The organism is Halovenus carboxidivorans, from assembly GCF_009831575.1.
GTDB classification, from domain to species: Archaea; Halobacteriota; Halobacteria; order Halobacteriales; family Haloarculaceae; genus Halovenus; species Halovenus carboxidivorans.
The window spans coordinates 396,038-418,432 of sequence record NZ_WUUT01000001.1; the positions used below are offsets into that span (position 1 = coordinate 396,038).

Genomic DNA, 22,395 nt, shown 5'->3' on the forward strand with positions numbered 1-22,395 from the left:
ACGATGGCTTCGCACACACTCACGGCCGCAGACACGGCCGCGGACGCAGTGACGTTGCGAGCGCTCTTCGAGGCCGCCCTCGACAAGTACGCCGAACGTGACGCGATCACGGTCGACGGCGAGACGGCCACCTACGCCGAACTCGACCGCCGCGCCAACGCCGTCGCCCACGGCCTCGTCGAGCGCGGTGTCGAGCGGGAGGACCGGGTCGCGTTGCTCATGTCCAACCGCCTGGAGTTCGTCATCGCCGACCTGGCGCTGTGCAAGGCCGGGGCGACCCGACTCCCGCTGAACGACATGCTCACCGCCGAGGAGTTCCGGTATATGCTCGACGACGCCGGGGCCGGAACGGTCGTCGCCGGCCCGCAGTTCGTCGAGACGGTCGCCGACCTCGCCGGAGAGCTTCCGGAACTGGAGACGGTAATCGGCGTCAGCGACGGCCCATCGCTCCCGGAGGGCGTCGAGGCCTTCGATGCGCTGGACGGCTCGGCGGTCGATCCGCCCCAGCGTCCGGTCGACGGCGACCACATTCAGGGCCACTACTACACCGGCGGCACGACTGGCAAGCCCAAAGGCGTCTTGCAGACCCACGAGTCGATGGCGCTGAACCAGTACGCCCACATCGCGGAACTCGGCGTCTCGGGCGACGAGACGCTGCTGTTGCTGACGCCGCTGCCGCACTCGGCGGGGTTGTTCCTCTGGGCAGGACTGCTGACCGGTGCCCACGCGATCATCGAGGAGGAGTTCGAGCCGGGAACCGCGTTGCACGCCATCGAGGACCACGGTGTGACGTGGACGTTCATGGTGCCGACGATGATCTATCGGCTGCTCGATCACGACGCGCTCGACTCGACGGACACCTCGTCGCTGTCGACGCTGGTCTACGGTGCCGCCCCGATGACGCCGGCCCGACTGCGCGAGGGGATCGACGCTTTCGGTCCGGTCTTTCTGCAGTTTTACGGCCAGACCGAGGTGCCAAATCTCATCACCACCTTCGGGAAGCAAGAACACGCCCGGGCCGTCGAATCGGGGCCGGAGGAGCGGCTGAGTTCCGCCGGCACGGTCTGTCTCACCTCCGAGGTGAAAATCGTCGATATCCAGACCGGCGAGGAACTCCCGCCCGGCGAGGAGGGGGAGATCCTCGCGACGGCACCGTACGCGATGGAGGAGTACTTCCAGCGGCCGGAGAAGACCGCCGAGACGATCACCGACGGCTGGGTCCACACCGGCGACGTCGGCAAGCGCGACGAGGACGGCTACGTCTACCTGCTCGACCGCGAGAGCGACGTGATTATCACCGGCGGAATGAACGTCTACTCGACGGAGGTCGAGGAGGCCATCGCCGGCCACCCCGACGTGGCGGAGGTCGCCGTCATCGGGGTCCCGCACGACGAGTGGGGTGAGGCGGTCCACGCGGTCGTCGTCGCCGACGGAGTCGGCGCAGGGGAGATCCGGTCGTACGCCGACGAGCGCCTCGCCGACTACAAGACACCGAAATCCGTCGAGTTCGTCGAGGAGATTCCCAAGACGCCGTACGGAAAACACGACAAGGTCGCCCTGCGGGACCGCCACTGGGCGGACGAGGACCGCGACATCGCCTGAGACGAGTGCCGAGCGGCGTACGCGCGGGTCCGTCTCAGCACTCTTCGGCGGAGACGCGACGACAGTCGGCCCTATGCCGGCGGGAGATACCGCCCGAGCGCTTCGACTACCGCGTCGGGGTCGTCGATATCGCTGGTGTCGAAGGCAAACGTCGACTGGTACCACTGTGAGCGCGTGAGCCGCAGGGCGTCGTCACTCCGCTCGTATCCCTCGAAGGTCTCCCAGTCGTGCAAGGCCTGTTCGACCCGGAGCCCTTCGCTCGTGACGGCGACCTCTCGGCCGTCGCTGTCCTGAAAGATCACGAACCAGACCGGTAGCGACGGTGAGAGCCAGAGAACGTCCGTCGGCGAGATCGTCTCGCCGAGGACGAGGGGGAATCCAACGGCCACGAGCAGACTCATACCGAGGACTACGCCGACGCCCAGTTTGCGTTGGCGTCTGACTCCCGGCGCTGGCCGGACGGTGAACGTGACGTGGGTCGTCGCCCCGGCGAGGCGGTCACGACGCCGAGCGTGGGCCGCGAGCGCGATTGCGAGCAGCCCCGGGACGAGCGCGGCGACGCCGAGAAAGGCGGCCCAGGGAGCGGGTTCGCTGGCTGGGAGCCCGCGGAGAATCGGACCCAGCCACACCGCCGGCAGTCCTGCCAGAGCGGGGACTCGCCAGCCTCGAAGCCAGTCGGTGGGGTCGTGATCCCAGACCAGCACCCCGCCGACCACCGCTCCACCGACCAACCCACCGGCGAGCACCACCGGCGTCGAGTCGCCGACGTACGTCCCGACGGGGGCGGCCAGCAGCCCGGTGTAGAGGCTCACAAAAAGGCGGAGGGCGCTCTTTTGCATCGCTGTTGACAGCTATGTCATCGACCGTCTTGAAAACCACGGGGGCGGTCGTCCAGAGCGGGCGATACGTTTTGGTAGGGTCAGGCCCACGTAGCGGGTATGTCGGTCGAGCCACGGACGAACGACGAGGTGCTCACAGCCCTGGCCGAGTGCGAGGGGACGGCCGTATCGACGGCTCGGGTGTCGGCCGCGCTCGATGCACCGAAACCGTACGTCACCGTTCACCTCCAGCAGCTCGCGCTCAAGGGCCTCGTCGGATTCAACACACACAAGGGGACCAGACGCTGGCGGCTGACCGAGGCCGCGGAGTCCCCAGAGAGCGAGCACTGATCAGGCGTCGGCACGGATGTCCCGGTCGACGGCCTCCGCAGTGAGCGTCTCGAACGCCGCCGCGGCTTCCTCCGTCAGCCTGTACCGCTCGTGCACGTCGTCGGGGTCGCGGCCGCGACCGCTGGCCAGTCCGACGACCTTCGCAATCGCTTCGTAGTTCTCCCGGACGAGCGAGCCGGCCAGCCCCGGCAGTCCGGCCCGCTGTGTCAGTTCCTCGGCCGCGGCCTTCCCGGCGTACACCCGCCGCTCGCGGGAGTCGACTAACACCATCGCGAAGGGCGTCTCCCCGAACTGCGCCCGCAGAAACGACTGCGCGGCGTCGTCGTACCACGAAATCGCACCGATGTCGTCGATCTCTTCGAGCGCCCGGGCGGCGACCGAGCAGTACGGACACTCGCCGTCGTAGATCAAAACGGAGTCGTAGTCGCTCACAACAGTCGTAGGGGCCGTACACGCAAAAATTGTCTCCCTCGAAACGCTCAGAATCGCTCACATACAACCGATTGTCCTTTAATCCCGCCGCCGGATACATCGTGTATGAGCGACGAGCAGACTGGGGGTCACGACCGATTCGAGGACGTGACAGACCAGTACGAGCCTGAGGCGGTCGAAGACCGGGTCTTCGAGCACTGGGACGCGGTCGACGCCTACGAACAGACCGTCGAACACCGCGCCGACGAGGAGACGTTTTTCTTCGTCGACGGGCCGCCGTACACCTCCGGCGCGGCACACATGGGGACGACCTGGAACAAGACGCTGAAAGACGCCTACATCCGCTATCACCGGATGAAGGGGTACGACGTGACCGATCGGCCGGGCTACGACATGCACGGCCTCCCAATCGAGACGAAAGTCGAGGAACGGTTGGACTTCGAGAACAAGAAAGACATCGAGGAGTTCGGTGAGGAGGCCTTTATCGAGGAGTGCAAGGCCTTCGCCGAGGAGCAGTTGGAGGGCCTGCAGGAAGACTTCCAGGACTTCGGGGTCTGGATGGACTGGGAGAACCCCTACAAAACTGTAAACCCCGAGTACATGGAAGCCGCCTGGTGGGGCTTCGAGCAGGCCCACGAGCGCGGTCTCGTCGAACAGGGCAAACGCTCGATCAACCAGTGCCCCCGGTGTGAGACCGCAATCGCCAACAACGAAGTCGAGTACCACGAGGTCCACAAGCCGTCGATCTACGTCAAATTCCCCCTCGCCGACCGTGAGGGCAATCTCGTCATCTGGACGACGACGCCGTGGACTATCGTCGCAAACACCTTCGTCGCCGTCGACGGCGACCTCGATTACGTCGGCGTCGACGCCGAGAAAGACGGCGAGACCGAGCGCCTCTACGTCGCGGAGGCGGTCGTCGAGGACGTACTGAAGGAGGGGCGGTACGAGGACTACGAGATTGTCGAGGAGATCAGCGGCGAGGGGATGGTCGGCTGGGAGTACGACCACCCACTCGCCGAGGAGGTGCCGAACCACGCGAGCGCCGAGGGGTCGGGACAGGTCTACACCGCCGAGTACGTCGAAGCCGACCGTACGGGCCTGGTCCACTCCGCCCCCGGCCACGGTGAGGAGGACTTCGAGCGCGGACAGGAACTCGATCTCGAGGTGTTCTGTCCGGTCGACAGCGACGGCCGGTACAACGACGACGCCGGCAAGTACGCCGGGACGTTCGTCCGCGACGCCAACGACGAGATCATCGACGACCTCGACGCGAAGGGCCACCTGCTCGCAGACGACCAGACGAGCGTCCGCGAGGGGCAGTGCTGGCGGTGTGACACCGATATCGTCCGGATCGTCACCGACCAGTGGTTCATCACCATCACCGACATCAAAGACCAGCTACTGGAGAACATCGAGGACTCGGAGTGGTATCCCTCCTGGGCGCGGGACAACCGGTTCCGGGATTTCGTCGAGGAAGCGCCGGACTGGAACGTCTCCCGCCAGCGGTACTGGGGAATCCCGATCCCGATCTGGACGCCAGAAGACTGGGACGGATCGATGGACGACGTGATCGTCGTCGGCGACCGCGAGGAACTCGCCGAGCGGGCCGATCAGGAGATCGATCCCGAGACGGTCGACCTGCACAAAGGCACCGTCGACGAGATCACGATCACCGAGGACGGGACCACCTACACCCGCGTCGGCGACGTCTTCGACGTGTGGCTCGACTCCTCGGTGGCCTCGTGGGGCACGCTCGATTACCCCGAAGAGGAGGCCGACTTCGAGGAACTGTGGCCGGCCGACCTCATCATGGAGGCGCACGACCAGACCCGCGGCTGGTTCTGGTCACAGCTCGGAATGGCGACCGCGGCGATGGGTGAAATCCCGTACGAACAGGTGCTAATGCACGGCTACGCCAACATGCCCGACGGCCGCGGGATGTCCAAATCGAAGGGGATCTTCATCGACCCACACGAGGTCATCGACGAGCACGGCCGCGACCCGATGCGGCTGTTCCTGCTGTCGGTGACCGCCCAGGGCGAGGACATGAACTTCTCCTGGGAGGAGACCAGCGAGATGCAGCGCCGCCTGAACATCCTCTGGAACGTCGCCCGCTTCCCGCTGCCGTACATGCGAGCGGACGAGTTCGACCCCGAGAGCGTTGCGCTGAAAGCGCAACGAAACGGAGGCGGCGAAGCCGCCGACGGGACTACTGTCGAGGTGGTCCAGGACGACCTCGAACTCGTCGACGAGTGGGTGCTCTCGCGCCTGCAGAGCGTCGAGGCGGCAATGACCGAGCACATGGACAACTTCGAGAACGACAAGGCCGTCGACGAACTGCTCCAGTTCGTCGTCGAGGACGTCTCGCGGTTCTACATCCAGGTCGTCCGCGAGCGGATGTGGGAGGAGAGCGACTCCGCCTCCAAGCAGGCCGCCTACGCGACGCTCTATCGCGTCCTGGAGGAAGTCGCCGCGCTGTTCGCGCCCTTCACTCCGTTCATCGCCGAGGAGATCTACGACGCGCTGACGGGTGACGCCGGCCACCCGACGGTCCACATGTGCGACTGGCCCGAGGCCGACGCGGATCTGCGCGATCCGCAGTTGGAGCGAGAGATCGATATCGTTCGTGAGGTCGAACAGGCCGGCTCTGCCGCCCGCCAGCAGGCCGAGCGGAAACTCCGCTGGCCGATCGCGCGAGCGGTCGTCAGCGCTCCGAGCGAAGAGGTCGCCGAGGCCGTCGACGCACAGCGGGCCCTGCTCCGAGAGCGACTCAACGCGCGTGCCATCGAAATCGTCGGCCCCGAGGAGGACTGGGACGAACTCGCCTACTCCGCGGAGGCGGACATGAGCGAACTCGGTCCCGCCTTCGGCGACGACGCAGGCCGCGTGATGAACGCGCTCAACGACTCCCGCGTCGACCGCTGGGATCTCGCGCTGCTCGAAGAAGCTATCGCGAACGAGACCGGCATCGACGCCGACCTCGACGCGTCGATGGTCGAACCAGTACAGGAACTCCCAGAGGGCGTCTCGAACGCCGAGTTCGCCGTCAGCGAGGACGACGAGCAGATCAGCGGCCAGGTCTACGTCGACACGACACTCACCGACGACATCGAGAGCGAGGGCTACGCCCGCGAGGTCATCCGCCGCGTTCAGGAGATGCGGAAAGATCTCGATTTGGACATCCAGGCCGGCATCCGACTGGATCTCGACATCGCCGACGACCGCGTCGCTGACCTCGTCCGCGAGCACGAGGACCTGATCGCCCAGGAAGTCCGGGGCGAGTTCGGTACCGTCGAGGACGGCCACCGCAAGGAGTGGGAGGTCGAAGGCGTGACGATGGAAATCGCGATCGAGAAAGTCGCCGAAGCGACAGCCTAAGAGACAGAAAGATCGAATTTCCGCGCGAGCAGAGCGAGCGCGGTTCACACAGGTGGTGGGTTAGCGATTCCGGCTCACCGGGAACGCGACGCGCTGGGGGTGTTCGTTCATCCGCGCGAGGATGCGCTCGTAGAGTTCGTTCCGGACCCGCTGGCCCCGTCGCGGATGCACGAGATACCGCAGTCGGAGTTCGACCCACGACTCTTTCTGCGTGACGTTCACCGTCGGGCGTTCTCGTACTTCGAGTTCGACCGGCGTCTGTGCCAGGTTCTTCCGGTACTGCTCGATCGCCTGCTCCATCTCGTCGCCGAGGTAGTCGTCGGCTTCCTCGATCATCACCTGCTCTGCGAACTGCAGATCGGTCTCGTAGGCGACCTGAATCGAGAGTTCGTTCCAGACGTGGGGGAACTCGCGGTAGGAGTAGTTGTGGACGTGCGAGGAGAGGACGACACTGTTCGGCAGCGTGATCACCCGCCCCGAGGGCTGGTTCGAGCTAACGAGATCGCCGCCGATCTCCCACAGCGTCGTCACCAGAAAATCGACCTCGACAACGTCGCCTTTCGAGTCGTCGATTTCCACGCGGTCACCGACGCTGTAGGGCTGTTTGATCATGATATACAGCCAGCCGATCAGCGAGAACAGCGGCTGCTGCAGCGCGAAGGTGACCGCGAACCCGACGATACCCAACGAGAAGAACAACCCGAGATACTGCTGTGTCAGCACCCCGAACATCCCGATGATGCCGACGATGCTGAAGACGAATCGGGTGATATTCCGGAGGTTGTGCTGGCGGCGCTTGTCCGTGGTCCGGTCCAGCAGAAAGTCGAGCACGAGCGTGTACGCCCCGAGGACGCCGAGCACGACGGCGGCGACCAACAGCCCCTGCACGATGATCGTCTCGACGGCAATCGACATCGCTTCGCCCAGCCCGGCCGCGAGTTCGGCGTTCTCGATGAGTCCCGCAGCGGCCCCACAGAGGAGTGCAACGAGCAACGAGAGCGCGGCGGCGTATCGCTTCACGACACAGCTATCCGCTTGCTCTCATAAAAAGGTGCGCCCGACGGCGGGGGTCCGAAGGCAACTTTCTTTCACAAGATTTTTTCATCGATCGATGGACCACTCCGGCACGGTCATGCCACGATCGAGGTCTATCGTGATCGTCGCCGCCGTTGCCCTCCTGGCCATCGGCGGATTGGTATCGGTTGCGGTCGTGTTCGACGGCGGACTCGGACTGACGGATGCGGACGATGCGGACCAGCGAGCAGACAGTTCCAATGAGGGAGACGCAACTAATCCACAGCCTGTCGACAACAACGACACCGAACCCACCGACGGAGCGGATAGCGTATCGCGGCCGACCGGGAGTGACAACAGCACCGGCGACGGCGGAACCGGTGACGACGGGTCCACCGACGAAGGGAGCACCGACACCGGCGAGGCGGCCACCGAAGACGATGACTCCGGCGAGTCCGCCTCGGGCGACGACTCACTCGGGTCGGAATCTGAGGATACGAACGACACCGAGGCAGACGGCCCCTCTCTACCCGACCGCGTTGGGATGAACGTCAGCGTCGAACTGGCCGATCTCGGCGCTCCGAAGACCGGCGAGATGCTCCTGCGAAAGCACCTCGACGACGAGGTTGTCGCGCGACAGAACTTCAGCAACGAGGGCCATACCCGGACCTTCGAGGGGCTGGAGCGGGACGAACTGTACGACGTAGTCGTCGTCACGCCGAAGTTCCCCAACGAGGAGTTCACGATCAATCCGACGGTCAAAGACGACGTTGATCTGACCGTCGGCTACGAGTTCAACAGCACCGAAAACTACCGGATCAGATGGCAGGTGGGCTATCTCCCGCAGTACTTCGAGGGCGATCACACTAGCGAGCGGGCCGAAGAAGAGGCGATTCCGCTGTACGGCGAATCTCGGCACGACGCTCAGGGGAATTACTACACTGGGTGGTCTGATCCGAATATCTCCGGAAAAGAAGAATACTACTACAATGCAACAACCAATCAATCGTTCAGAAGTATGGAACAACAATCATGGAAAAATATAAGCGCACACTGGGGAGAAGCAGACCATATACGTAACCGTGTTATTCGACATGGAATCTCCGGAGTCTCGAAGCGAGAGTTCCTTCGAGCCGAGGGCTCAGAAGCAACGACCAAACTGCACGTGTATAGAGTCTCGTCGAGTGTGTTCGGTCGTCCAATCGTCATTAAGATAAATCCTGAGACTGGGTATCCAAATGAGTTGGTGATTCAAGTTGACAAACAAACTGACGCAAGTTCAACGAGAAGTATAGCTGAGTATATAGACCTCAACGAGAGGATAGATGTGATGCCAGACAATTTCCCAGCGGAAAAACTGCTTTAGTGAATATTCGGTGTTCCTCTATCCCGGCTCATCACTCCCACCTCCTCCATCATCTGATTCAACAGTAATTGTAGTGCAGCCATTGTCGACGCTGTCGTAGACTGGTTGTATGTACTTGTCGTCATCTGTTCCATGCCACGCCGCGATGCAGAGTGTTGCCTGTCCAGCCGCCTTTCCTTTATACAGAACGTTAGTGCCGCGTTCGGCATCAGCACTCGGGAGAGCGATATCGCCTTGGTAGTCCACACCCCCTGAACTACTTGCGTCCATATCTGCTGCAAAGCCTTGGTATCCCGTTTGGTCGATGAAGTTACTCGCGCTGAGAGTCTTTCCCGTTTCTACGTTGGTGACACTACTGACCGAGTGTTGGGTGTACTCACCGACTTTGACATCATTTGCCGAGTGCGAGAGCGAGAGTGTGTCCCAAGTTGCGTCTCCACTGCTATCCCCACCACTGTCGCCTCCCCCACCAGCGCCGGAGGATTCGTTGAGCGGGACAGAGTCGGAGTCGTCGTCGGATTTCACGATGAACCTTTCGTGGAGATACGAGAGGTAATACGCCTGGACCGTGGCCGAACCGCTGATTACTTTGGATTCGCCGCCGGCGAGGCGTAGATTGCTCGTCGCCACGTACTCGGTGCTGAGGTCGTCAGAGGTCCAGTAGATCGTTTGGGATCCGTCTTGGCCCCCAGTGTTGGTGATTTCGACCTCGTATTCGTACTCGGTCTCTCTGGGTGTCGTCGAGACGATTTCGACCTCGTAGTTCGGCGGCGGCTGGACGGCGACCGTCGTCGAAGCGTTGTCGCTTTCGGATTCGACAGTGACAGCGTGGGTGTCGACGTCGGCGCTACTCGTCTCCCAGATCAACGATGGGCCGTAGGTGTCGTAGACGGCACCGGAGACGTAATAGTCGCTGTCGAACTGCCGGGTTTCACCGGGATCGAGAGTGATCGTCTCTGTCGCGATCGGACTCGGTTCGCTCGCTGTGGGGATCCGGAGGGCAATCTCCTGGGTGTCCGTCTGGAACCCGGTGTTCGTGACCTCGAAACTCGGGGCCCAGTACGCTCCCGGTTCGACGCTGTCTTTCCCGCCGGTGATCGTCACCTCGAACGGCACCGTCTCGCTGACAGTCAGGATCTGGCGGGCCCGAGTCGCCGTTCCGTTGTCGTTTCGAACGACGGCCGTGACCGTGTGGGTGCCGCCGTCCTCGGGTGAGACGGTGATGGTGTCGGTCGTGCTCGTGGTGTCCAGAAAGGCCCCTTCCCGATAGACGCCGTCGACGTACCACTCCACCGAGGAGAGTTTGCCGGTGGTCGCCGTCGCGTCGAGAGTGACCGTGGCGGTTTCGTTCGCCAACAGTTCGTCGGGACCGGACACAGCCGCGCTGGGGGCCGGCTGTGAGACGGCGGTGACGTACATCGTGTCCGTCGCGGTCCGACCGTCCTCGTCCTCGACGGTGAGCGTGACGGCGTACTGACCGGCCGACGCGGGGCGGAACTCTGTCAGTTCGCAGGTGGCGCAGTCCGGTCTCCGGGTCGTTCCGTCCGGCCGCTCGATTCGCCACTCGTAGGCGACGATATCACCGTCCGCGCCGCGGGAGCCGTACGCGTCCAGATAGACAACACCGCCGACGGGGACGGTCTGGTTGAGTCCCGCCTCGGCGTACGGCCGCGCCGTCGTATCACCGCCGGGATCACCGACAGCGAGTAGCTCTGCGGGTTCGCTGGCTGACGCGACGACACCGCTCGCACCGGTCAACAGTACAACTGCCAGGAGGGCACCGGCGAGACGCCGAGTCATGTCACACGAACCTGTCTCCTGATGGTATAAAAACGGACGTATTTTCGTCGGAATCGCCGGACGACGGCCGACCGAACATCATCGGCGGAGCGTGCGGTTTTATACTCCTGCCGGCCGCCAGAACGAGGTATGAAAGAGATTATCCACACGGACGACGCACCCGCGGCAGTCGGCGCGTACAGTCAGGCGACCGCGACGGAGGATCTGGTGTTCACGGCCGGACAGATCCCGCTGACGCCGGACGGCGACCTCCTCGACGGTGCGGCAATCGACGTCCAGACCGAACAGGCCCTCGAAAACCTGCAGGCGGTGTTGAGCGAGGCTGGCGCCGGCATGGAGGACGTGCTGAAGGTGACGGTCTATCTCGACGACATGGACGACTTCGAGGCGATGAACACGACATACGAGTCGTTTTTCGACGACGAACCGCCGGCCAGAAGCGCGGTCGCCGTCGAAGAACTCCCGAAGGGTGCCGGCGTCGAAATCGAGGCCGTCGCGACGAAGTGATGGAGCCACAGGTCAAATCGAGCCTGCTCTGGGGGGTCACCGGCACACTCACCTTCATCGTTGTTCTACAGGCGTACTACCTGCTCACCGAGGCGCGGCTCCGGATCGAACTCGTTCTCGCCGTCGCCGTCGCTGTCGGAATCGTTACAGCGGTGCTCTCGTATCTGCTTCGGCCGTGGGTCCGAACCCGCGCACAGCGGTTCAGGAACGACCGGTCGTGAATCTATCTGCGACCTCTTCGAGGCGATGTTTCACCCGCCGTTTGGCCCCGCCGGCGGCCTGCCGGAAACTGATCCGCCAGGGCGTACGCGTCCCTTTGACCCGCGTCCGGCCGTTTCGGATCTCGGTCAGCACTCCTTCGACAGTCCGCTCGTCCGGGTCGACCTCGGTGACCGCCTGACCGACCATCTCGCAGACGTGTGCGTCGCTGCCGGCGGTCATCGGGAGATCACGCTCGGTGGCGAACTGCCGGGCCTGGCGGTTCGCCCGGCCGGTCAACAGCCGCGAGTTGTACACCTCGATCGCGTCGGCGATTTCGAGCGCGTCCTCGGAGATGTTTTTGAGAACGCCACTGCGGGTCTCCTGATACGGGTGCGGAACGACCGCGAGCCCCCCGCTGTCCCGAATCCGCGAGACCGTCTCCGCGAAGGAGAGATTCGGCGGAATCTTCGTGTCGGTCCCCAGCGAGAGCACGTGACCGGCCGCGCTGGAGACCTCCATGCCCGGAATGACGATCAGATCGTCGTCTGCGTGTTCGACAGCCTCCCGACTCGCCCAGACCTCGTCGTGGTCGGTGATGGCGACCGCATCTAGACCGACCGCCTTGGCCTGCCGGAGAATGAGGTCGATCGAGTCCCGACCGTCGAAGGAGGCCTCCGAGTGGGTATGCAGGTCGACAGAGAGCACGCCTGGTCGTACTCACCAGATATATATAAGTCGTTTCACACTGGTCGAGACAACGAGGCGATACGTCTCGGTGACTGCGACGACAACCTGACGGTTCAGAGTAGCGCCGCTTACTTCGATGACAGGCTCGTGTCCGCCGAGCAGTACCAAGATATATGTCCGTAATTCCCGAATACCGATGTATGCAGAGCCGGTCTCGGGACACCATCACCGTACTCCAGGTCGACGACGATCCCGCGTTTCTCGACGCTACTGTGGAGATGCTCACCCGAGAGGACGACCGATTCACTGTCGAGACGACGACCGACGCCGAGGGTGTTCCCGACCGCCTCCGCGACGGGCGGTTCGACTGCGTCGTCAGCGACTACGATATGCCGGGGATGGACGGACTCGAACTCCTCGAAACAGTTCGCGACTGTCACCCGGATCTCCCCTTCATCCTCTACACCGGCAAAGGCTCGGAAACGGTGGCAGGCAACGCGATCTCTGCCGGCGTGACGGATTACATCCAGAAAGCGGGCGCCGACCAGCACCGACTGCTCGCGGACAGCATCCGCGACGCCGTCGAACAGTACCGTGAGACGACGCGGGTCCAGCGAGAACAGACACGACAGGACGAGGCTTTTCGCCGGACGCGAAAGCGACTGGAGGGGGCACTTCGCGCGACGGGAACGGCTGTCTGGACACTCGACCCGGAGACCGACGAGATGGTCTGTTACCCGGAGGAATGTCCTGTTCTCGGTATCGCAATTGAGACGGCAGAAGACGTATTCCAGCGGGTCAGCCCGGACGACCGCGACCAGATCCACACCGCGATCCAGGCGGCGGTCGAAGACGGCAACCGCCAGCGACTCGAACTCCGGACGACCGACGAGGACGCCGCCGACTGGTTCGCTCTCCAGCTCGAACCGGAGACAATCAGTGGCCGGGCGACGCCGATCATCACTGCCCTCGCCCGGGATATTTCCCAACGAAAGGAGTACGAACAGGATCTGGCCCAGCAGCGGGCGCTCATCACGCAGGCCGTCGATGCGATCGAAGATCTGTTTTACTTCATCGATCCCGACGGCCGGCTCGAACGCTGGAACGACCGGATGACCGATGTCACGGGATACGACGACGAGGAACTCGACGGGATGGCGGCGGCGGAGCTGTTCCCCGACGACCACCAACAGCGCGTCGCCGAGGCAATCGAGACAGTCCGGACCAGCGGTAGCGCGACACTCGAAGCAGACATCCGAACGGCGAGCGGAGAGCGCCGCCCATACGAGTTCACCGGGCGCCGACTAACCGATCCCGACGGTGAGGTGATGGGCGTCGTCGGCATCGGTCGAGATATTTCCGAGCGTGCCAGCCGCGAACGGAAGCTGACGGCGCTACACGAGGTTGCTGACGAACTCTCGGCGAGTGACTCCGTCGAGGCGGTCTGTGAACGGACGATCGCGGCCAGCGAGGAGATCCTCACCTTCGATCTGAGCGCGATCAACATCGAAAACGACGGGATGCTCGAAACCGTGGCGGTCTCTGACGACGTGCCGCCGAGCGGTCTCAAGGATATGTCCGTCGACGAGGGGATCGCCGGAAAGACCTACCGGTTGGGGGAGTCCTACCTGATCGGCGACCTCTCCGAGTACGCAGAGGCCAAACCGCAGGGTCCGTATCAGTCTGCGATCAGTATCCCGGTCGACGACCACGGGGTGTTTCAGGCGAGTTCTGAGGCGGCGGAGGCGTTCGACGCGACGGATTTCGAGCTCGCCAAACTGCTCGTCAGCCACGCCGCGAGCGCGCTCGACCGCCTCGAACGAGAGCGCCAACTGCAGCGACAGAACGAGCGACTCGACGAGTTCGCGAGCGTCGTCAGCCACGACCTCCGCAACCCGCTCAACGTGGCACAGTCTCGGCTCACGCTCGCCAGCGACGAGTGCGACAGCGAGCACCTGGAAGCGGCGAAGACCGCCCACCAGCGAATGGAGGACCTGATCGAGAACTTACTCGCTCTCGCCCGGGAGGGCGGCCCAATCGAGGACACCGAGTCGGTCAGTATCGCCTCCGTCGCCGAGGACTCCTGGGCGCACGTGCACACCAAAGACGCCGAACTCGTCGTCGCGGACGACAAGACGATCAGGGCTGATCCCGGCAGACTCCACCAGTTGTTCGAGAACCTCTGTCGCAATGCCGTCGAACACGGCCGGGCGGACGTGACCGTGACTGTCGGTGCGCTTCCCGACGGCTTCTACGTCGCAGACGACGGCACGGGAATCGGCGCCGACGACCCCGAATCGATCTTCGAGATGGGCTACTCGACGGCAGAGGACGGCACGGGATTCGGCCTGAGCATCGTCGAGGAGATTGTCGAGGCCCACGGCTGGGAGATCACCGCGACGGCGAGCGCCGACGGCGGCGCGCGCTTCGAGATCACCGGCGTCGATTCCTGACCGCCCGCGGGCGTCGGCCGAGAACGAAAGGACTTACTTCGCCTGCCGAGAACTGTCGGACGAGCCAGGATGGCCGAATCTGGTAAGGCGCACGCCTGGAAAGCGTGTTCCCTTTGGGATTCTGGGTTCAAATCCCAGTCCTGGCGCTCTCTCCGATCCTGACTGTTTACTCGCTGCACGCCGAACTGAGCGTCGATGTCAGAGAGTGATCGGCAGTACGACCTCGTCGTGTGGGGTGCAACCGGCGTCGCCGGACGCCTCGTCGCGGAGTACCTGGCCGGCCGGTATTCCCCCGGAGAGCTATCGCTGGCGCTGGGCGGCCGAAACGAATCCCGGCTCCGTGACGTAGAATCCGAACTCGTCGCGGAGAGTGACTGGGAGGAGATTCCGCTCGTTCTCGGTGACGCGACGGACCCCGAGACGCTCGGAGACCTCGCTCGCAACACGCGGGTCGTCTGTACCACGGTCGGCCCGTACACGAGGTACGGAAGCCCGCTGGTCGAGGCCTGTATCGAGGCCGGGACCGACTACTGTGACCTGACGGGCGAGATAAACTGGATCCGCGAGACCGTCGACCGGTACCACGACGAGGCCGTCGCGGCCGAGACGCGGATCGTCCACAGTTGCGGGTTCGACTCCGTCCCGGCGGATCTGGGCACGCTTCTGGTCCAGTCGTTCGCCCGCGAGGAGTTCGGCGCGCCCTGTGATCTCGCCCGGATCTACGTCGAGGATACCAGAGGCGGTGTCAGCGGCGGCACGCTGGCCAGTTTCGGTGAACTGTTCGAGGCGGCCTCCGAGGATCCGATCGTCCGACAGACGCTGCGCAATCCGTACTCGCTGGCGCCGCCCGGCGAGCGCGACGGCGTCGACCCGGGAGCACAGCGACTCCCCCGACGCGACCGACTGCGCGGGGCCTGGACCGCGCCGTCGCCGATGGCGCCGGTCAACGAGCGGATCGTCCGCCGCAGTAACGCTCTGCTGGGGTATCCGTACGGCCGGGAGTTTCGCTGCTCGGAGGCGGTCACGACCGGTCCGGGCCTCGGCGGCGCGGCGATTGCGAGCACGGCCGCCGCTGGCTTCGGCCTGTTCGCCGCGGGGATGGCTATCGACCCCGTTCGCGAGGGGCTCCAGCGGTTCGTCTTCCCCGACCCGGGCGAGGGACCGAGCGACCGACAGATCGAGAACGGCCGGTTCACGGTCCGGGTCCGCGGCCGCGGGACCGGTCCGGACGGGCAGTTCACTGTCGAGTCAGTAATCGGCGCGGAGAGGGATCCGGGCTACGGCGCGACGGCGCGGATGCTCGGGGAAGCCGGCATGTGTCTCGTGCGCGGCGAGACGGAGTCGCCCCTCGACGGAGGGATTCTGACGCCCGCATCGGGTATCGGCGACCCACTGGCCGACCGCCTCCGCGATGCTGGATTCACTGTCAGCGTCGAGGAAACCGCCGAGTGACCACAACCTCGCCCCACGAGTCAGGATTAAGTGTGTCACTCCGAAACAAACGACTGTATGCAGGACGGCTGGATTCCACTACAGTGTACGGACTGCGGCGCTGAACTGGAGTACAGTCCGGCTGACCTCCCGCCGACCGGCAACGAGTTCACCTGCGAGCGCTGCCGGTCGACCCGACCCGTCTCGGAGTTCATCCAGACCCAGGAGGGGCTGGAGATACTCGAATCGTTCCACGGCTGAGCGTGTCCGGCCTCGGGAGCGGACGTAACGGCAAAGAAGGGGGCCGTCGTACGGCCGGGTATGTCGACAAGCGACGATACACCGACCGTGCCGATCATCTGCCCGGAGTGTGAGACGACGACCCGGATCCCCGTCGACGACGTTGCCGACAGCCTCGAACGGCACAACGAGCAGCTACACGACGGCGACGAAATCGCCCACATCGACCCCGACATCGCCGAGGAGATCCAGAACATCGTGGCCGAGGATCTCGGCCTCTTGGAGTGAGTTACTACCGCTCCTGGGGGTGCTAACTGCTAGTGCGGATCGTACGCTGCAACGGAGAGAACCGACTGCACCGACTCTTGCCAGAAGTGTTTCTCAGTGGTCGCAAACGTCCCGCCGTGTTCCCGCGCTGCGGCGGCGATCAGTGCGTCGGGATGGTCTGCCGGGACACCGCGATCCATCAGTTCCCGCTGTAACGACACCGCTTCGCTCGCAGTTTGCTCGGTGACGGCAAGAACGTCCATCGAGGCGAGGATTGCCTGTCGCAGTTCCTCCGGAGCGGCCTCGATATATCCGTGAACACACCCCATGTACAGATCGTACAGGACAACCGACGGAACTGCCCACGGGGTGTCCTCGTGCCGACGGAGAAACTTCCGGGCCGAGTCTCTGCCGTCCAAGTAGTCGCTGAGCACGTTCGTATCGAGGACGAGCATCACTCCAGTTCACCGATATCGCTGTCGACGGTCTCTCGCATCTCCGCTCGAATCCCGTTCATCGCGTCTCTCGTGTCAGTGTCCGTCTCCGAGAGGAGACCGAATCCGGCCCACTTGTCGCGTTCTGTGAGGCGGAGAATGACATCTTCGTAGCTTTCGTCCTCCCGTTTGTACAGATCGAGACGCTGTTTCGCCTCGTCCGAAACTCGAATTGACGTATCGGCTATGTATGCGCATACGTATGCGTATGCAAAAACAGTTTTCGGCGACGAGCGCGGAAGTCGTACGCTCCCCGCAGCAGGCAACGGCTGTTCGGCAATCTTAGGTGGCCGCCGCGCACAGACCGAGGTATGGGAACAGAGAACCTAGACGCGCTGATCGACCGTCTCGAACGACAGGCGGAGTCCGACCGGCCGAACGCCGAAACGCCCGACATCGGGATCATCATGGGGTCGGACTCGGATCTGGACGTAATGGCCGGCTCCGAGGAGGGCCGTCCCGGCGCGTACGACTGCCTGACAGAGTTGGGCTTCGAGGAACAGACCGACTACGAGAGCCCGCCGGACTCGGAGTTCACCTTCGAGACCTACGTCGTCTCCGCACACCGGACGCCGGAGCTGATGTACACCTACGCCGAGACCGCCGCCGAGCGGGGGATCGACGTGATTATCGCCGGGGCGGGCGGCAAAAGCGCCGACCTGCCGAACATGACGGCCTCCATCGCCTACCCGCTACCGGTCATCGGCGTTCCGGTCCAGGAGAAATCGCTCCAGTCCGTCATCGGGATGCCACAGGGCGCACCCATCGTCGCCGTCGACGCCGGCAAGTCGTTCAACGCCGCGCTCTCCGCGACGCAGATTCTCGCCCGCGAACACGCCGAGTTGCGCGAGCGACTCGAAACGTACCACGAAGAACTGAAAGACGGCGTCGGGACGGTCTCGACGGAGCTTCACGACATGGGGACGCCGGCGTTCAAACAGCGCCGCGACGGGTAGCGCGCCGGGGGGTGACCGCTCTCAGCGAGTGACAGTCGGAGCAATATAGAAGAGTCTGGCACTCGAACTGGCAGTACGTTTCAGGGGAACGACAACATATGTCACAACAAACGGCAGAACCGGCGACCGCGTTCGAGCAGTTCGTGACGGAGATACAGCGGTACGACGTCGGCGTCACGGAGGTCACACCGTCGGAGGCAGCCGACGCGATCGAGGGGGTGATCGAGCAGCCGGCGGTCGGGACCGCCCTCCCGTTCGAGGGCGTCGAGCTCCCCGACTCCGTCGAGAGCGAGCCGACCGTCGGTGATCTCGACGCGGCGACGACCGGCGTCACGGCTGCGGAACTCGCCATCGCCGAGTACGGCAGTATCTTCCTGCGGACCGACGAGCTGGGGAGCGAACCGGTCAGCCTGTTCAACGACCTCCACGTCGCGGTGTTGCACGCCGACGATATCGTTCAAGATATGACCGCGGCCTTCGAGCATCTCGGCGAGCGAGCCCGGGCGGACCGAAGCTCCGGGATTCTCGCGACCGGACCGTCGGCAACCGCGGACATGGGGGCGCTCGTCCAGGGCGCACACGGTCCGAAACGAGTCGAACTAATCTTGATCACATGAGCTCACAACGAGACAGCAAAGCCGAGCACATTCGGCACATCATGGAGACGGAAGGCGCAGCGGTCGGAACGAACACTCGGGGGTTCAACGCCGGGCGGTACGAGTCCGTCGCCAAGCTTTCGGATTACGACGGGCTGAAAGACGAGGCCCGAGCCATCAAGGAGGACGCAATCGAACGGCTGCCCGAGCTGATCGACGAACTCACCGCGACCGTCGAGGAGAACGGTGGGACGGTCTATCTCGCGGAGGACGCCGCCGACGCCAACGAGTACATCGCGGAGGTCTGCGCACAGCAGGAGGCGGACCGACTCGTCAAGAGCAAGTCGATGACCAGCGAGGAGATCGAGGTCAACGAGTATCTCGAACGCGAGGGCGTGGATGTCGTCGAGACGGATCTCGGCGAGTGGGTGTTGCAGGTCGCCGAGGAGGCGCCCAGCCACATCGTCGCACCGGCGATCCACAAATCGCGCGCGGAGATCGCGCGACTGTTCAACGAATATTTCGAGCCCGAGGAGGAACTCGAAACCGCCGAGGAGCTGACGATGTTCGCCCGCGAACAGCTCGGCGAACGCATCAAAGACGCCGACGTCGGGATGACCGGCGCGAACTTTCTGGCGGCTGACTCCGGAACGATGGCGCTCGTCACCAGCGAGGGCAACGCCCGCAAGACGGTGACAGTCCCGGACACGCAGATCGCCGTCGCAGGCGTCGAGAAGATCGTCCCGACGGTCGAGGATCTCCAGCCGTTCATCGAGTTGATCGGCCGCTCCGGGACGGGGCAGGATATCACGAGTTACATCTCGCTTCTGACCCCGCCGATCGACGGCCCGACGGTCGACTTCGACGACCCCGGCGCGCCGGTCGCCGGCGACGGCGACGACCGGGAGTTCCACCTCGTTCTCATCGACAACGGCCGGCTGGCGATGCGCGAGGACGAGGATCTGAAGGAGACGCTGTACTGCATCCGCTGTTCGGCCTGCTCGAACACCTGCGCGAACTTCCAGTCCGTCGGCGGTCACGCCTTCGGCGGGGAGACCTACTCCGGCGGCATCGCGACCGGCTGGGAGGCCGGCGTCCACGGTCAGGAGTCGGCCGCGGAGTTCAACGACCTCTGTACGGGCTGTTCGCGGTGTGTCGAGGCCTGCCCCGTCGGCATCGACATTCCCTGGATCAACACCGTCGTCCGCGACCGCATCAACGACGACGAGGAGGTGCCGATGGACTTCCTCGTCGACGGGCTGACCCCCGACGAGGAAACCTCCGGGCCGGGGCTCCAGAAGCGGCTGTTCGGCAACTTCGAGACGCTCGCGAAACTCGGCAGCACCTTCGCGCCGCTGTCGAACTGGGTGGCCAACGCCGGGCCGGTCTCGCGGCTCCTCGAAGAGACCGTCGGCGTCGCCGACGAGCGCGACCTGCCGACGTTCCAGCGGACGACCCTGGTCGAGTGGTTCGACGAGCGCGAGGCGATCCCGCCCGCCGATCCCGAGCGGAAGGTCGTGCTCTATCCGGATCTGTACACCAACTACATGATGGTCGAGCGCGGCAAAGCCGCCGTCAGGACGCTCGAAGCCCTCGGCGTCGAGGTCGTCGTCCCGTCGGTTCCCGGCGCGGGCCGGGCACCGCTCTCGCAGGGGATGATCGACACCGCCCGCTCGAAGGCCGAAGCCGTGGCCGACACGCTGGACCCGTACGTCGAGCAGGGGTACGATATCGTCGTCATCGAACCGAGCGACGTGGCGATGTTCCGCGGCGACTACGAGCGTCTGCTCGGTCCGGACCGGTTCGAGTCGCTCTCGGAGCACAGCTACGAGATTATGGAGTACGTCTACGGGCTGTTAGAGAACGGCGCCGACGTCGACGGGCTGAACGTCGCCGACGGCGAGACGACCGTCGCCTACCACTCACACTGCCAGCAGCGGACGATGGGCCTGGAGCCGTACACGCTGCAGGTCTTCGACCGCTGTGGGTACGACGTCGAGACGAGCGACGCCGAGTGCTGCGGGATGGCGGGGTCGTTCGGCTACAAGGAGCAGTACTACGATCTCTCGATGGATGTCGGCTCGAATCTCGACTCCCAACTCCGGGAGATCGACGCCGACCGAGTCGTCGCGAGCGGGACCTCCTGCACGGACCAGATCGGCGACCTGCTCGGCGAGGAACCGAGCCACGCCGTCGAGTTGATCGCCCCGCCGGAGTGAGTCACGCCACGGCCACGGAGACGAGTCCCCCGCCGACGATTGCGAGTGCTCCGAGGACGAAACAGACCAGCCAGAACGGGATCCGCTCGACGACGCGGAGGAGTAGATCGATCGTCAGGTAACCGACGACGGCGCTGATTCCGAGCGCGAGCAGCGCCGCGGTCGGGCTGATCCCCGGGAGACCACCGGCGTCGGCAATCGTCAGCACCGCCGCGCCGACGCTCGCCGGAATCGAGAGCAGAAAGGAGAGGTTGAACGCGGCCGGCGGTTCGTAGCTCCGAAAGAGCAACGCACTGGAGGTCATCCCCGACCGGGAGATCCCCGGCAGGATGGCCAGCCCCTGGACCGCGCCGACCAGCACCGAATCGACGAGCGTCGGCGTCTCTCTGCCGCCCATCGACACCGACTCCGAGGCGATCTGGACGAGACCCGTCAGAAGCAACAGAACGCCGATGGCCGCGATGAAGACGCCGCCGGTGAGTTGGCCGGCGAGATCGACGGCGAAGATATACAGCGGGATTCCGACGACGCCCGTAAAGACCGTCGCGACGACGATATACGAGACGAGCGCGTTCTCCTCGGCGTAGGCGGCCCGCGGTCGCCAGCCCGGTACGGATCGGGTGGCCGCGGTTATCTCCTCGCGGTAGTACGTCGCCGCCGACAGCGTCGTCCCGATCTGCATGAACAGCGCCAACTGGGTGGCGACGGCGGGATCGGTGCCGACGACGGAGAGAAACAGCGAGAGATTACCCGAACTCGACACGGGTAGCCACTCGACGACGCCCTGGATGATTCCGGCGAGCACTGCGACGACGAGATCCGTCTCTGTCACAGCTACCAGTCCGATTTGCGGTTACTTAAACGGGTTGCACTTCGGCCGTGTCAGGAGTCGTCGTCCGAACGCCCGTCTGTCGATTCGTTCGCTCGCTCCGGCGGTTCCGGCGGCTCGAAGGCGGCAACCAGCGCCGAAACCGCTCGGGTCTGTCGCACTCGCTGCCAGGACCAACTGATCCGGCTTCCGACGGCGGCACAGACCGCGAGCACGACGACGACTCCGAGCAGCGGCACCGAGGTCGTTCCCGTCGCCACCAGTACGGCGACGAGCGCGAGGACGACGCCGACGAGAGCGGCGCTCGCCAACTGGATCGGCCGGCCGGTGGCGAGGCGATAGCCCCGCGCTGCCAGGCTCCCGAGTGTCGACCCGCCGCCGGCCCTGGCGAGTCCGCCGAGAACCCAGTCGAGCACCCCGAGCACGGGACCGACGAGCCGCGTCTCCCGGAGGTCGATGACGATCACGTCCGGATCCGGTTCGGCGGTCAGCCAGCGGTACAGCCACGAGCCTTCGATCCACGACCCAAACCGACCGAGCACTCCGATCAGCAGCGAACCGGCGACCAGCCCCGCGGAGTCGCTCGTCGAACTGTCCGCCTGCGATGCTGTTTCCGTGCTCTCGTCGGATTCGCTCTCGCTATCAGGCAGGCGGCCGGTCAGTGCCCGAATCGCAGCGACACACTGCTGGAGGATCCAGGAGTGGCGGACGATCCGCACCACCGTCGATCCGCGAAAGACATCGCGCATGC

The 22,395-nt window shown here is 64.4% G+C and carries 22 protein-coding genes and 1 tRNA gene; 14 read left to right on the plus strand and 9 right to left on the minus strand.

Features of this window, described 5'->3' with window-relative positions:
• The first annotated feature begins 3 nt into the window (after positions 1–3).
• Entirely contained in the window at positions 4–1,602 is a 1,599-nt protein-coding gene (locus tag GRX03_RS02010) for a class I adenylate-forming enzyme family protein (RefSeq protein ID WP_159762519.1), read from the plus strand.
• Positions 1,603–1,673: 71 nt separating this feature from the next.
• Here GRX03_RS02010 and GRX03_RS02015 read toward each other — a convergent pair whose 3' ends face one another.
• Entirely contained in the window at positions 1,674–2,414 is a 741-nt protein-coding gene (locus GRX03_RS02015) for a hypothetical protein (protein ID WP_159762520.1), read from the minus strand.
• Positions 2,415–2,540: 126 nt separating this feature from the next.
• Between GRX03_RS02015 and GRX03_RS02020 the strand changes: the two genes are divergently transcribed.
• Positions 2,541–2,771: a hypothetical protein gene (locus GRX03_RS02020; protein WP_159762521.1), complete on the plus strand. Its 231-nt coding sequence runs from the start codon at positions 2,541–2,543 to the stop codon at positions 2,769–2,771.
• Here GRX03_RS02020 and GRX03_RS02025 read toward each other — a convergent pair whose 3' ends face one another.
• The gene (locus tag GRX03_RS02025; protein ID WP_368277901.1) at positions 2,772–3,203 is read right to left on the minus strand and encodes a DCC1-like thiol-disulfide oxidoreductase family protein; all 432 of its coding nucleotides are present in this window, start codon (positions 3,201–3,203) and stop codon (positions 2,772–2,774) included.
• Positions 3,204–3,308: 105 nt separating this feature from the next.
• On the opposite strand from GRX03_RS02025, the gene ileS reads away from it, so the two are divergent.
• On the plus strand, positions 3,309–6,584 hold the full coding sequence (gene ileS / locus GRX03_RS02030; protein ID WP_159762522.1) for an isoleucine--tRNA ligase: 3,276 nt from the start codon (positions 3,309–3,311) through the stop codon (positions 6,582–6,584).
• Positions 6,585–6,644: 60 nt separating this feature from the next.
• Here ileS and GRX03_RS02035 read toward each other — a convergent pair whose 3' ends face one another.
• Positions 6,645–7,604, minus strand: coding sequence for a mechanosensitive ion channel family protein (locus GRX03_RS02035; protein WP_394351721.1), 960 nt, complete (start codon positions 7,602–7,604; stop codon positions 6,645–6,647).
• A 91-nt stretch (positions 7,605–7,695) separates the two neighbouring features.
• Here GRX03_RS02035 and GRX03_RS02040 point away from each other — a divergent pair, with 91 nt between their 5' ends.
• Positions 7,696–8,964, plus strand: a complete 1,269-nt coding sequence (locus GRX03_RS02040) for a hypothetical protein (RefSeq protein ID WP_159762523.1) — start codon at positions 7,696–7,698, stop codon at positions 8,962–8,964.
• 18 nt (positions 8,965–8,982) lie between these two features.
• On the opposite strand, the gene GRX03_RS02045 is transcribed toward GRX03_RS02040, so the two are convergent.
• Positions 8,983–10,764, minus strand: coding sequence for a PKD domain-containing protein (locus GRX03_RS02045; protein WP_159762524.1), 1,782 nt, complete (start codon positions 10,762–10,764; stop codon positions 8,983–8,985).
• A gap of 129 nt (positions 10,765–10,893) precedes the next feature.
• On the opposite strand from GRX03_RS02045, the gene GRX03_RS02050 reads away from it, so the two are divergent.
• Together GRX03_RS02050 and GRX03_RS02055 are read left to right on the plus strand one after the other, a co-directional pair.
• The gene (locus tag GRX03_RS02050; protein WP_159762525.1) at positions 10,894–11,271 is read left to right on the plus strand and encodes a Rid family detoxifying hydrolase; all 378 of its coding nucleotides are present in this window, start codon (positions 10,894–10,896) and stop codon (positions 11,269–11,271) included.
• On the plus strand, positions 11,271–11,492 hold the full coding sequence (locus GRX03_RS02055; protein ID WP_159762526.1) for a hypothetical protein: 222 nt from the start codon (positions 11,271–11,273) through the stop codon (positions 11,490–11,492). The genes GRX03_RS02050 and GRX03_RS02055 overlap by 1 nt, the downstream gene beginning before the upstream one ends.
• Here GRX03_RS02055 and GRX03_RS02060 read toward each other — a convergent pair.
• A complete protein-coding gene (locus GRX03_RS02060) occupies positions 11,473–12,177 on the minus strand; it encodes a CehA/McbA family metallohydrolase (RefSeq protein ID WP_368277902.1) in 705 nt (234 codons plus the stop codon). The genes GRX03_RS02055 and GRX03_RS02060 overlap by 20 nt on opposite strands.
• Positions 12,178–12,359: 182 nt before the next feature.
• On the opposite strand from GRX03_RS02060, the gene GRX03_RS02065 reads away from it, so the two are divergent.
• The 5 genes from GRX03_RS02065 to GRX03_RS02085 all read left to right on the plus strand — a co-directional run bounded on the left by GRX03_RS02065 (position 12,360) and on the right by GRX03_RS02085 (position 16,571).
• On the plus strand, positions 12,360–14,612 hold the full coding sequence (locus GRX03_RS02065) for a hybrid sensor histidine kinase/response regulator (RefSeq protein WP_159762527.1): 2,253 nt from the start codon (positions 12,360–12,362) through the stop codon (positions 14,610–14,612).
• A gap of 63 nt (positions 14,613–14,675) precedes the next feature.
• A tRNA-Ser gene (locus tag GRX03_RS02070) sits at positions 14,676–14,758 on the plus strand.
• Between the two features lie 49 nt (positions 14,759–14,807).
• The gene (locus GRX03_RS02075) at positions 14,808–16,064 is read left to right on the plus strand and encodes a saccharopine dehydrogenase family protein (protein ID WP_159762528.1); all 1,257 of its coding nucleotides are present in this window, start codon (positions 14,808–14,810) and stop codon (positions 16,062–16,064) included.
• A gap of 57 nt (positions 16,065–16,121) precedes the next feature.
• Positions 16,122–16,304, plus strand: coding sequence for a DUF7836 family putative zinc-binding protein (locus GRX03_RS02080; protein WP_159762529.1), 183 nt, complete (start codon positions 16,122–16,124; stop codon positions 16,302–16,304).
• A 60-nt stretch (positions 16,305–16,364) separates the two neighbouring features.
• Positions 16,365–16,571: a hypothetical protein gene (locus GRX03_RS02085; protein ID WP_159762530.1), complete on the plus strand. Its 207-nt coding sequence runs from the start codon at positions 16,365–16,367 to the stop codon at positions 16,569–16,571.
• Positions 16,572–16,600: 29 nt separating this feature from the next.
• On the opposite strand, the gene GRX03_RS02090 is transcribed toward GRX03_RS02085, so the two are convergent.
• Together GRX03_RS02090 and GRX03_RS02095 are read right to left on the minus strand one after the other, a co-directional pair.
• A complete protein-coding gene (locus tag GRX03_RS02090; protein ID WP_159762531.1) occupies positions 16,601–17,005 on the minus strand; it encodes a PIN domain-containing protein in 405 nt (134 codons plus the stop codon).
• Positions 17,005–17,310, minus strand: coding sequence for an antitoxin VapB family protein (locus GRX03_RS02095; RefSeq protein WP_159762532.1), 306 nt, complete (start codon positions 17,308–17,310; stop codon positions 17,005–17,007). Before GRX03_RS02095 ends, GRX03_RS02090 begins: the two co-directional genes overlap by 1 nt.
• A 45-nt stretch (positions 17,311–17,355) precedes the next feature.
• Here GRX03_RS02095 and purE point away from each other — a divergent pair, with 45 nt between their 5' ends.
• From purE to GRX03_RS02110, 3 genes are all read left to right on the plus strand, one after another.
• On the plus strand, positions 17,356–18,000 hold the full coding sequence (gene purE / locus GRX03_RS02100; RefSeq protein ID WP_159762533.1) for a 5-(carboxyamino)imidazole ribonucleotide mutase: 645 nt from the start codon (positions 17,356–17,358) through the stop codon (positions 17,998–18,000).
• Positions 18,001–18,098: 98 nt separating this feature from the next.
• Positions 18,099–18,617 carry an LUD domain-containing protein gene (locus GRX03_RS02105; RefSeq protein WP_159762534.1) on the plus strand — a complete coding sequence of 173 codons (519 nt, stop codon included), beginning with the start codon at positions 18,099–18,101 and terminating at the stop codon, positions 18,615–18,617.
• Entirely contained in the window at positions 18,614–20,815 is a 2,202-nt protein-coding gene (locus GRX03_RS02110) for an LUD domain-containing protein (protein WP_159762535.1), read from the plus strand. The genes GRX03_RS02105 and GRX03_RS02110 overlap by 4 nt, the downstream gene beginning before the upstream one ends.
• A gap of 1 nt (position 20,816) precedes the next feature.
• Here GRX03_RS02110 and GRX03_RS02115 read toward each other — a convergent pair whose 3' ends face one another.
• Positions 20,817–21,647, minus strand: coding sequence for an undecaprenyl-diphosphate phosphatase (locus GRX03_RS02115; RefSeq protein ID WP_368277903.1), 831 nt, complete (start codon positions 21,645–21,647; stop codon positions 20,817–20,819).
• A 50-nt stretch (positions 21,648–21,697) separates the two neighbouring features.
• Positions 21,698–22,393 carry a hypothetical protein gene (locus GRX03_RS02120; protein ID WP_159762536.1) on the minus strand — a complete coding sequence of 232 codons (696 nt, stop codon included), beginning with the start codon at positions 22,391–22,393 and terminating at the stop codon, positions 21,698–21,700.
• Positions 22,394–22,395: the final 2 nt, after the last annotated feature.

What these genes read in the sequence shown, in the direction of transcription:
- GRX03_RS02020 (WP_159762521.1), top strand. Translation starts at nt 2,541, where the DNA reads ATGTCGGTCGAGCCACGGACGAACGACGAGGTGCTCACAGCCCTGGCC.
- GRX03_RS02040 (WP_159762523.1), top strand. Translation starts at nt 7,696, where the DNA reads ATGGACCACTCCGGCACGGTCATGCCACGATCGAGGTCTATCGTGATC.
- GRX03_RS02075 (WP_159762528.1), top strand. Translation starts at nt 14,808, where the DNA reads ATGTCAGAGAGTGATCGGCAGTACGACCTCGTCGTGTGGGGTGCAACC.
- GRX03_RS02105 (WP_159762534.1), top strand. Translation starts at nt 18,099, where the DNA reads ATGTCACAACAAACGGCAGAACCGGCGACCGCGTTCGAGCAGTTCGTG.
- GRX03_RS02110 (WP_159762535.1), top strand. Translation starts at nt 18,614, where the DNA reads ATGAGCTCACAACGAGACAGCAAAGCCGAGCACATTCGGCACATCATG.
- GRX03_RS02010 (WP_159762519.1), top strand. Translation starts at nt 4, where the DNA reads ATGGCTTCGCACACACTCACGGCCGCAGACACGGCCGCGGACGCAGTG.
- GRX03_RS02080 (WP_159762529.1), top strand. Translation starts at nt 16,122, where the DNA reads ATGCAGGACGGCTGGATTCCACTACAGTGTACGGACTGCGGCGCTGAA.
- GRX03_RS02050 (WP_159762525.1), top strand. Translation starts at nt 10,894, where the DNA reads ATGAAAGAGATTATCCACACGGACGACGCACCCGCGGCAGTCGGCGCG.
- GRX03_RS02045 (WP_159762524.1), bottom strand. Translation starts at nt 10,764, where the DNA reads ATGACTCGGCGTCTCGCCGGTGCCCTCCTGGCAGTTGTACTGTTGACC.
- GRX03_RS02085 (WP_159762530.1), top strand. Translation starts at nt 16,365, where the DNA reads ATGTCGACAAGCGACGATACACCGACCGTGCCGATCATCTGCCCGGAG.
- ileS (WP_159762522.1), top strand. Translation starts at nt 3,309, where the DNA reads ATGAGCGACGAGCAGACTGGGGGTCACGACCGATTCGAGGACGTGACA.
- GRX03_RS02090 (WP_159762531.1), bottom strand. Translation starts at nt 17,005, where the DNA reads ATGCTCGTCCTCGATACGAACGTGCTCAGCGACTACTTGGACGGCAGA.
- GRX03_RS02055 (WP_159762526.1), top strand. Translation starts at nt 11,271, where the DNA reads ATGGAGCCACAGGTCAAATCGAGCCTGCTCTGGGGGGTCACCGGCACA.
- GRX03_RS02120 (WP_159762536.1), bottom strand. Translation starts at nt 22,393, where the DNA reads ATGCGCGATGTCTTTCGCGGATCGACGGTGGTGCGGATCGTCCGCCAC.
- GRX03_RS02065 (WP_159762527.1), top strand. Translation starts at nt 12,360, where the DNA reads ATGCAGAGCCGGTCTCGGGACACCATCACCGTACTCCAGGTCGACGAC.
- purE (WP_159762533.1), top strand. Translation starts at nt 17,356, where the DNA reads ATGGGAACAGAGAACCTAGACGCGCTGATCGACCGTCTCGAACGACAG.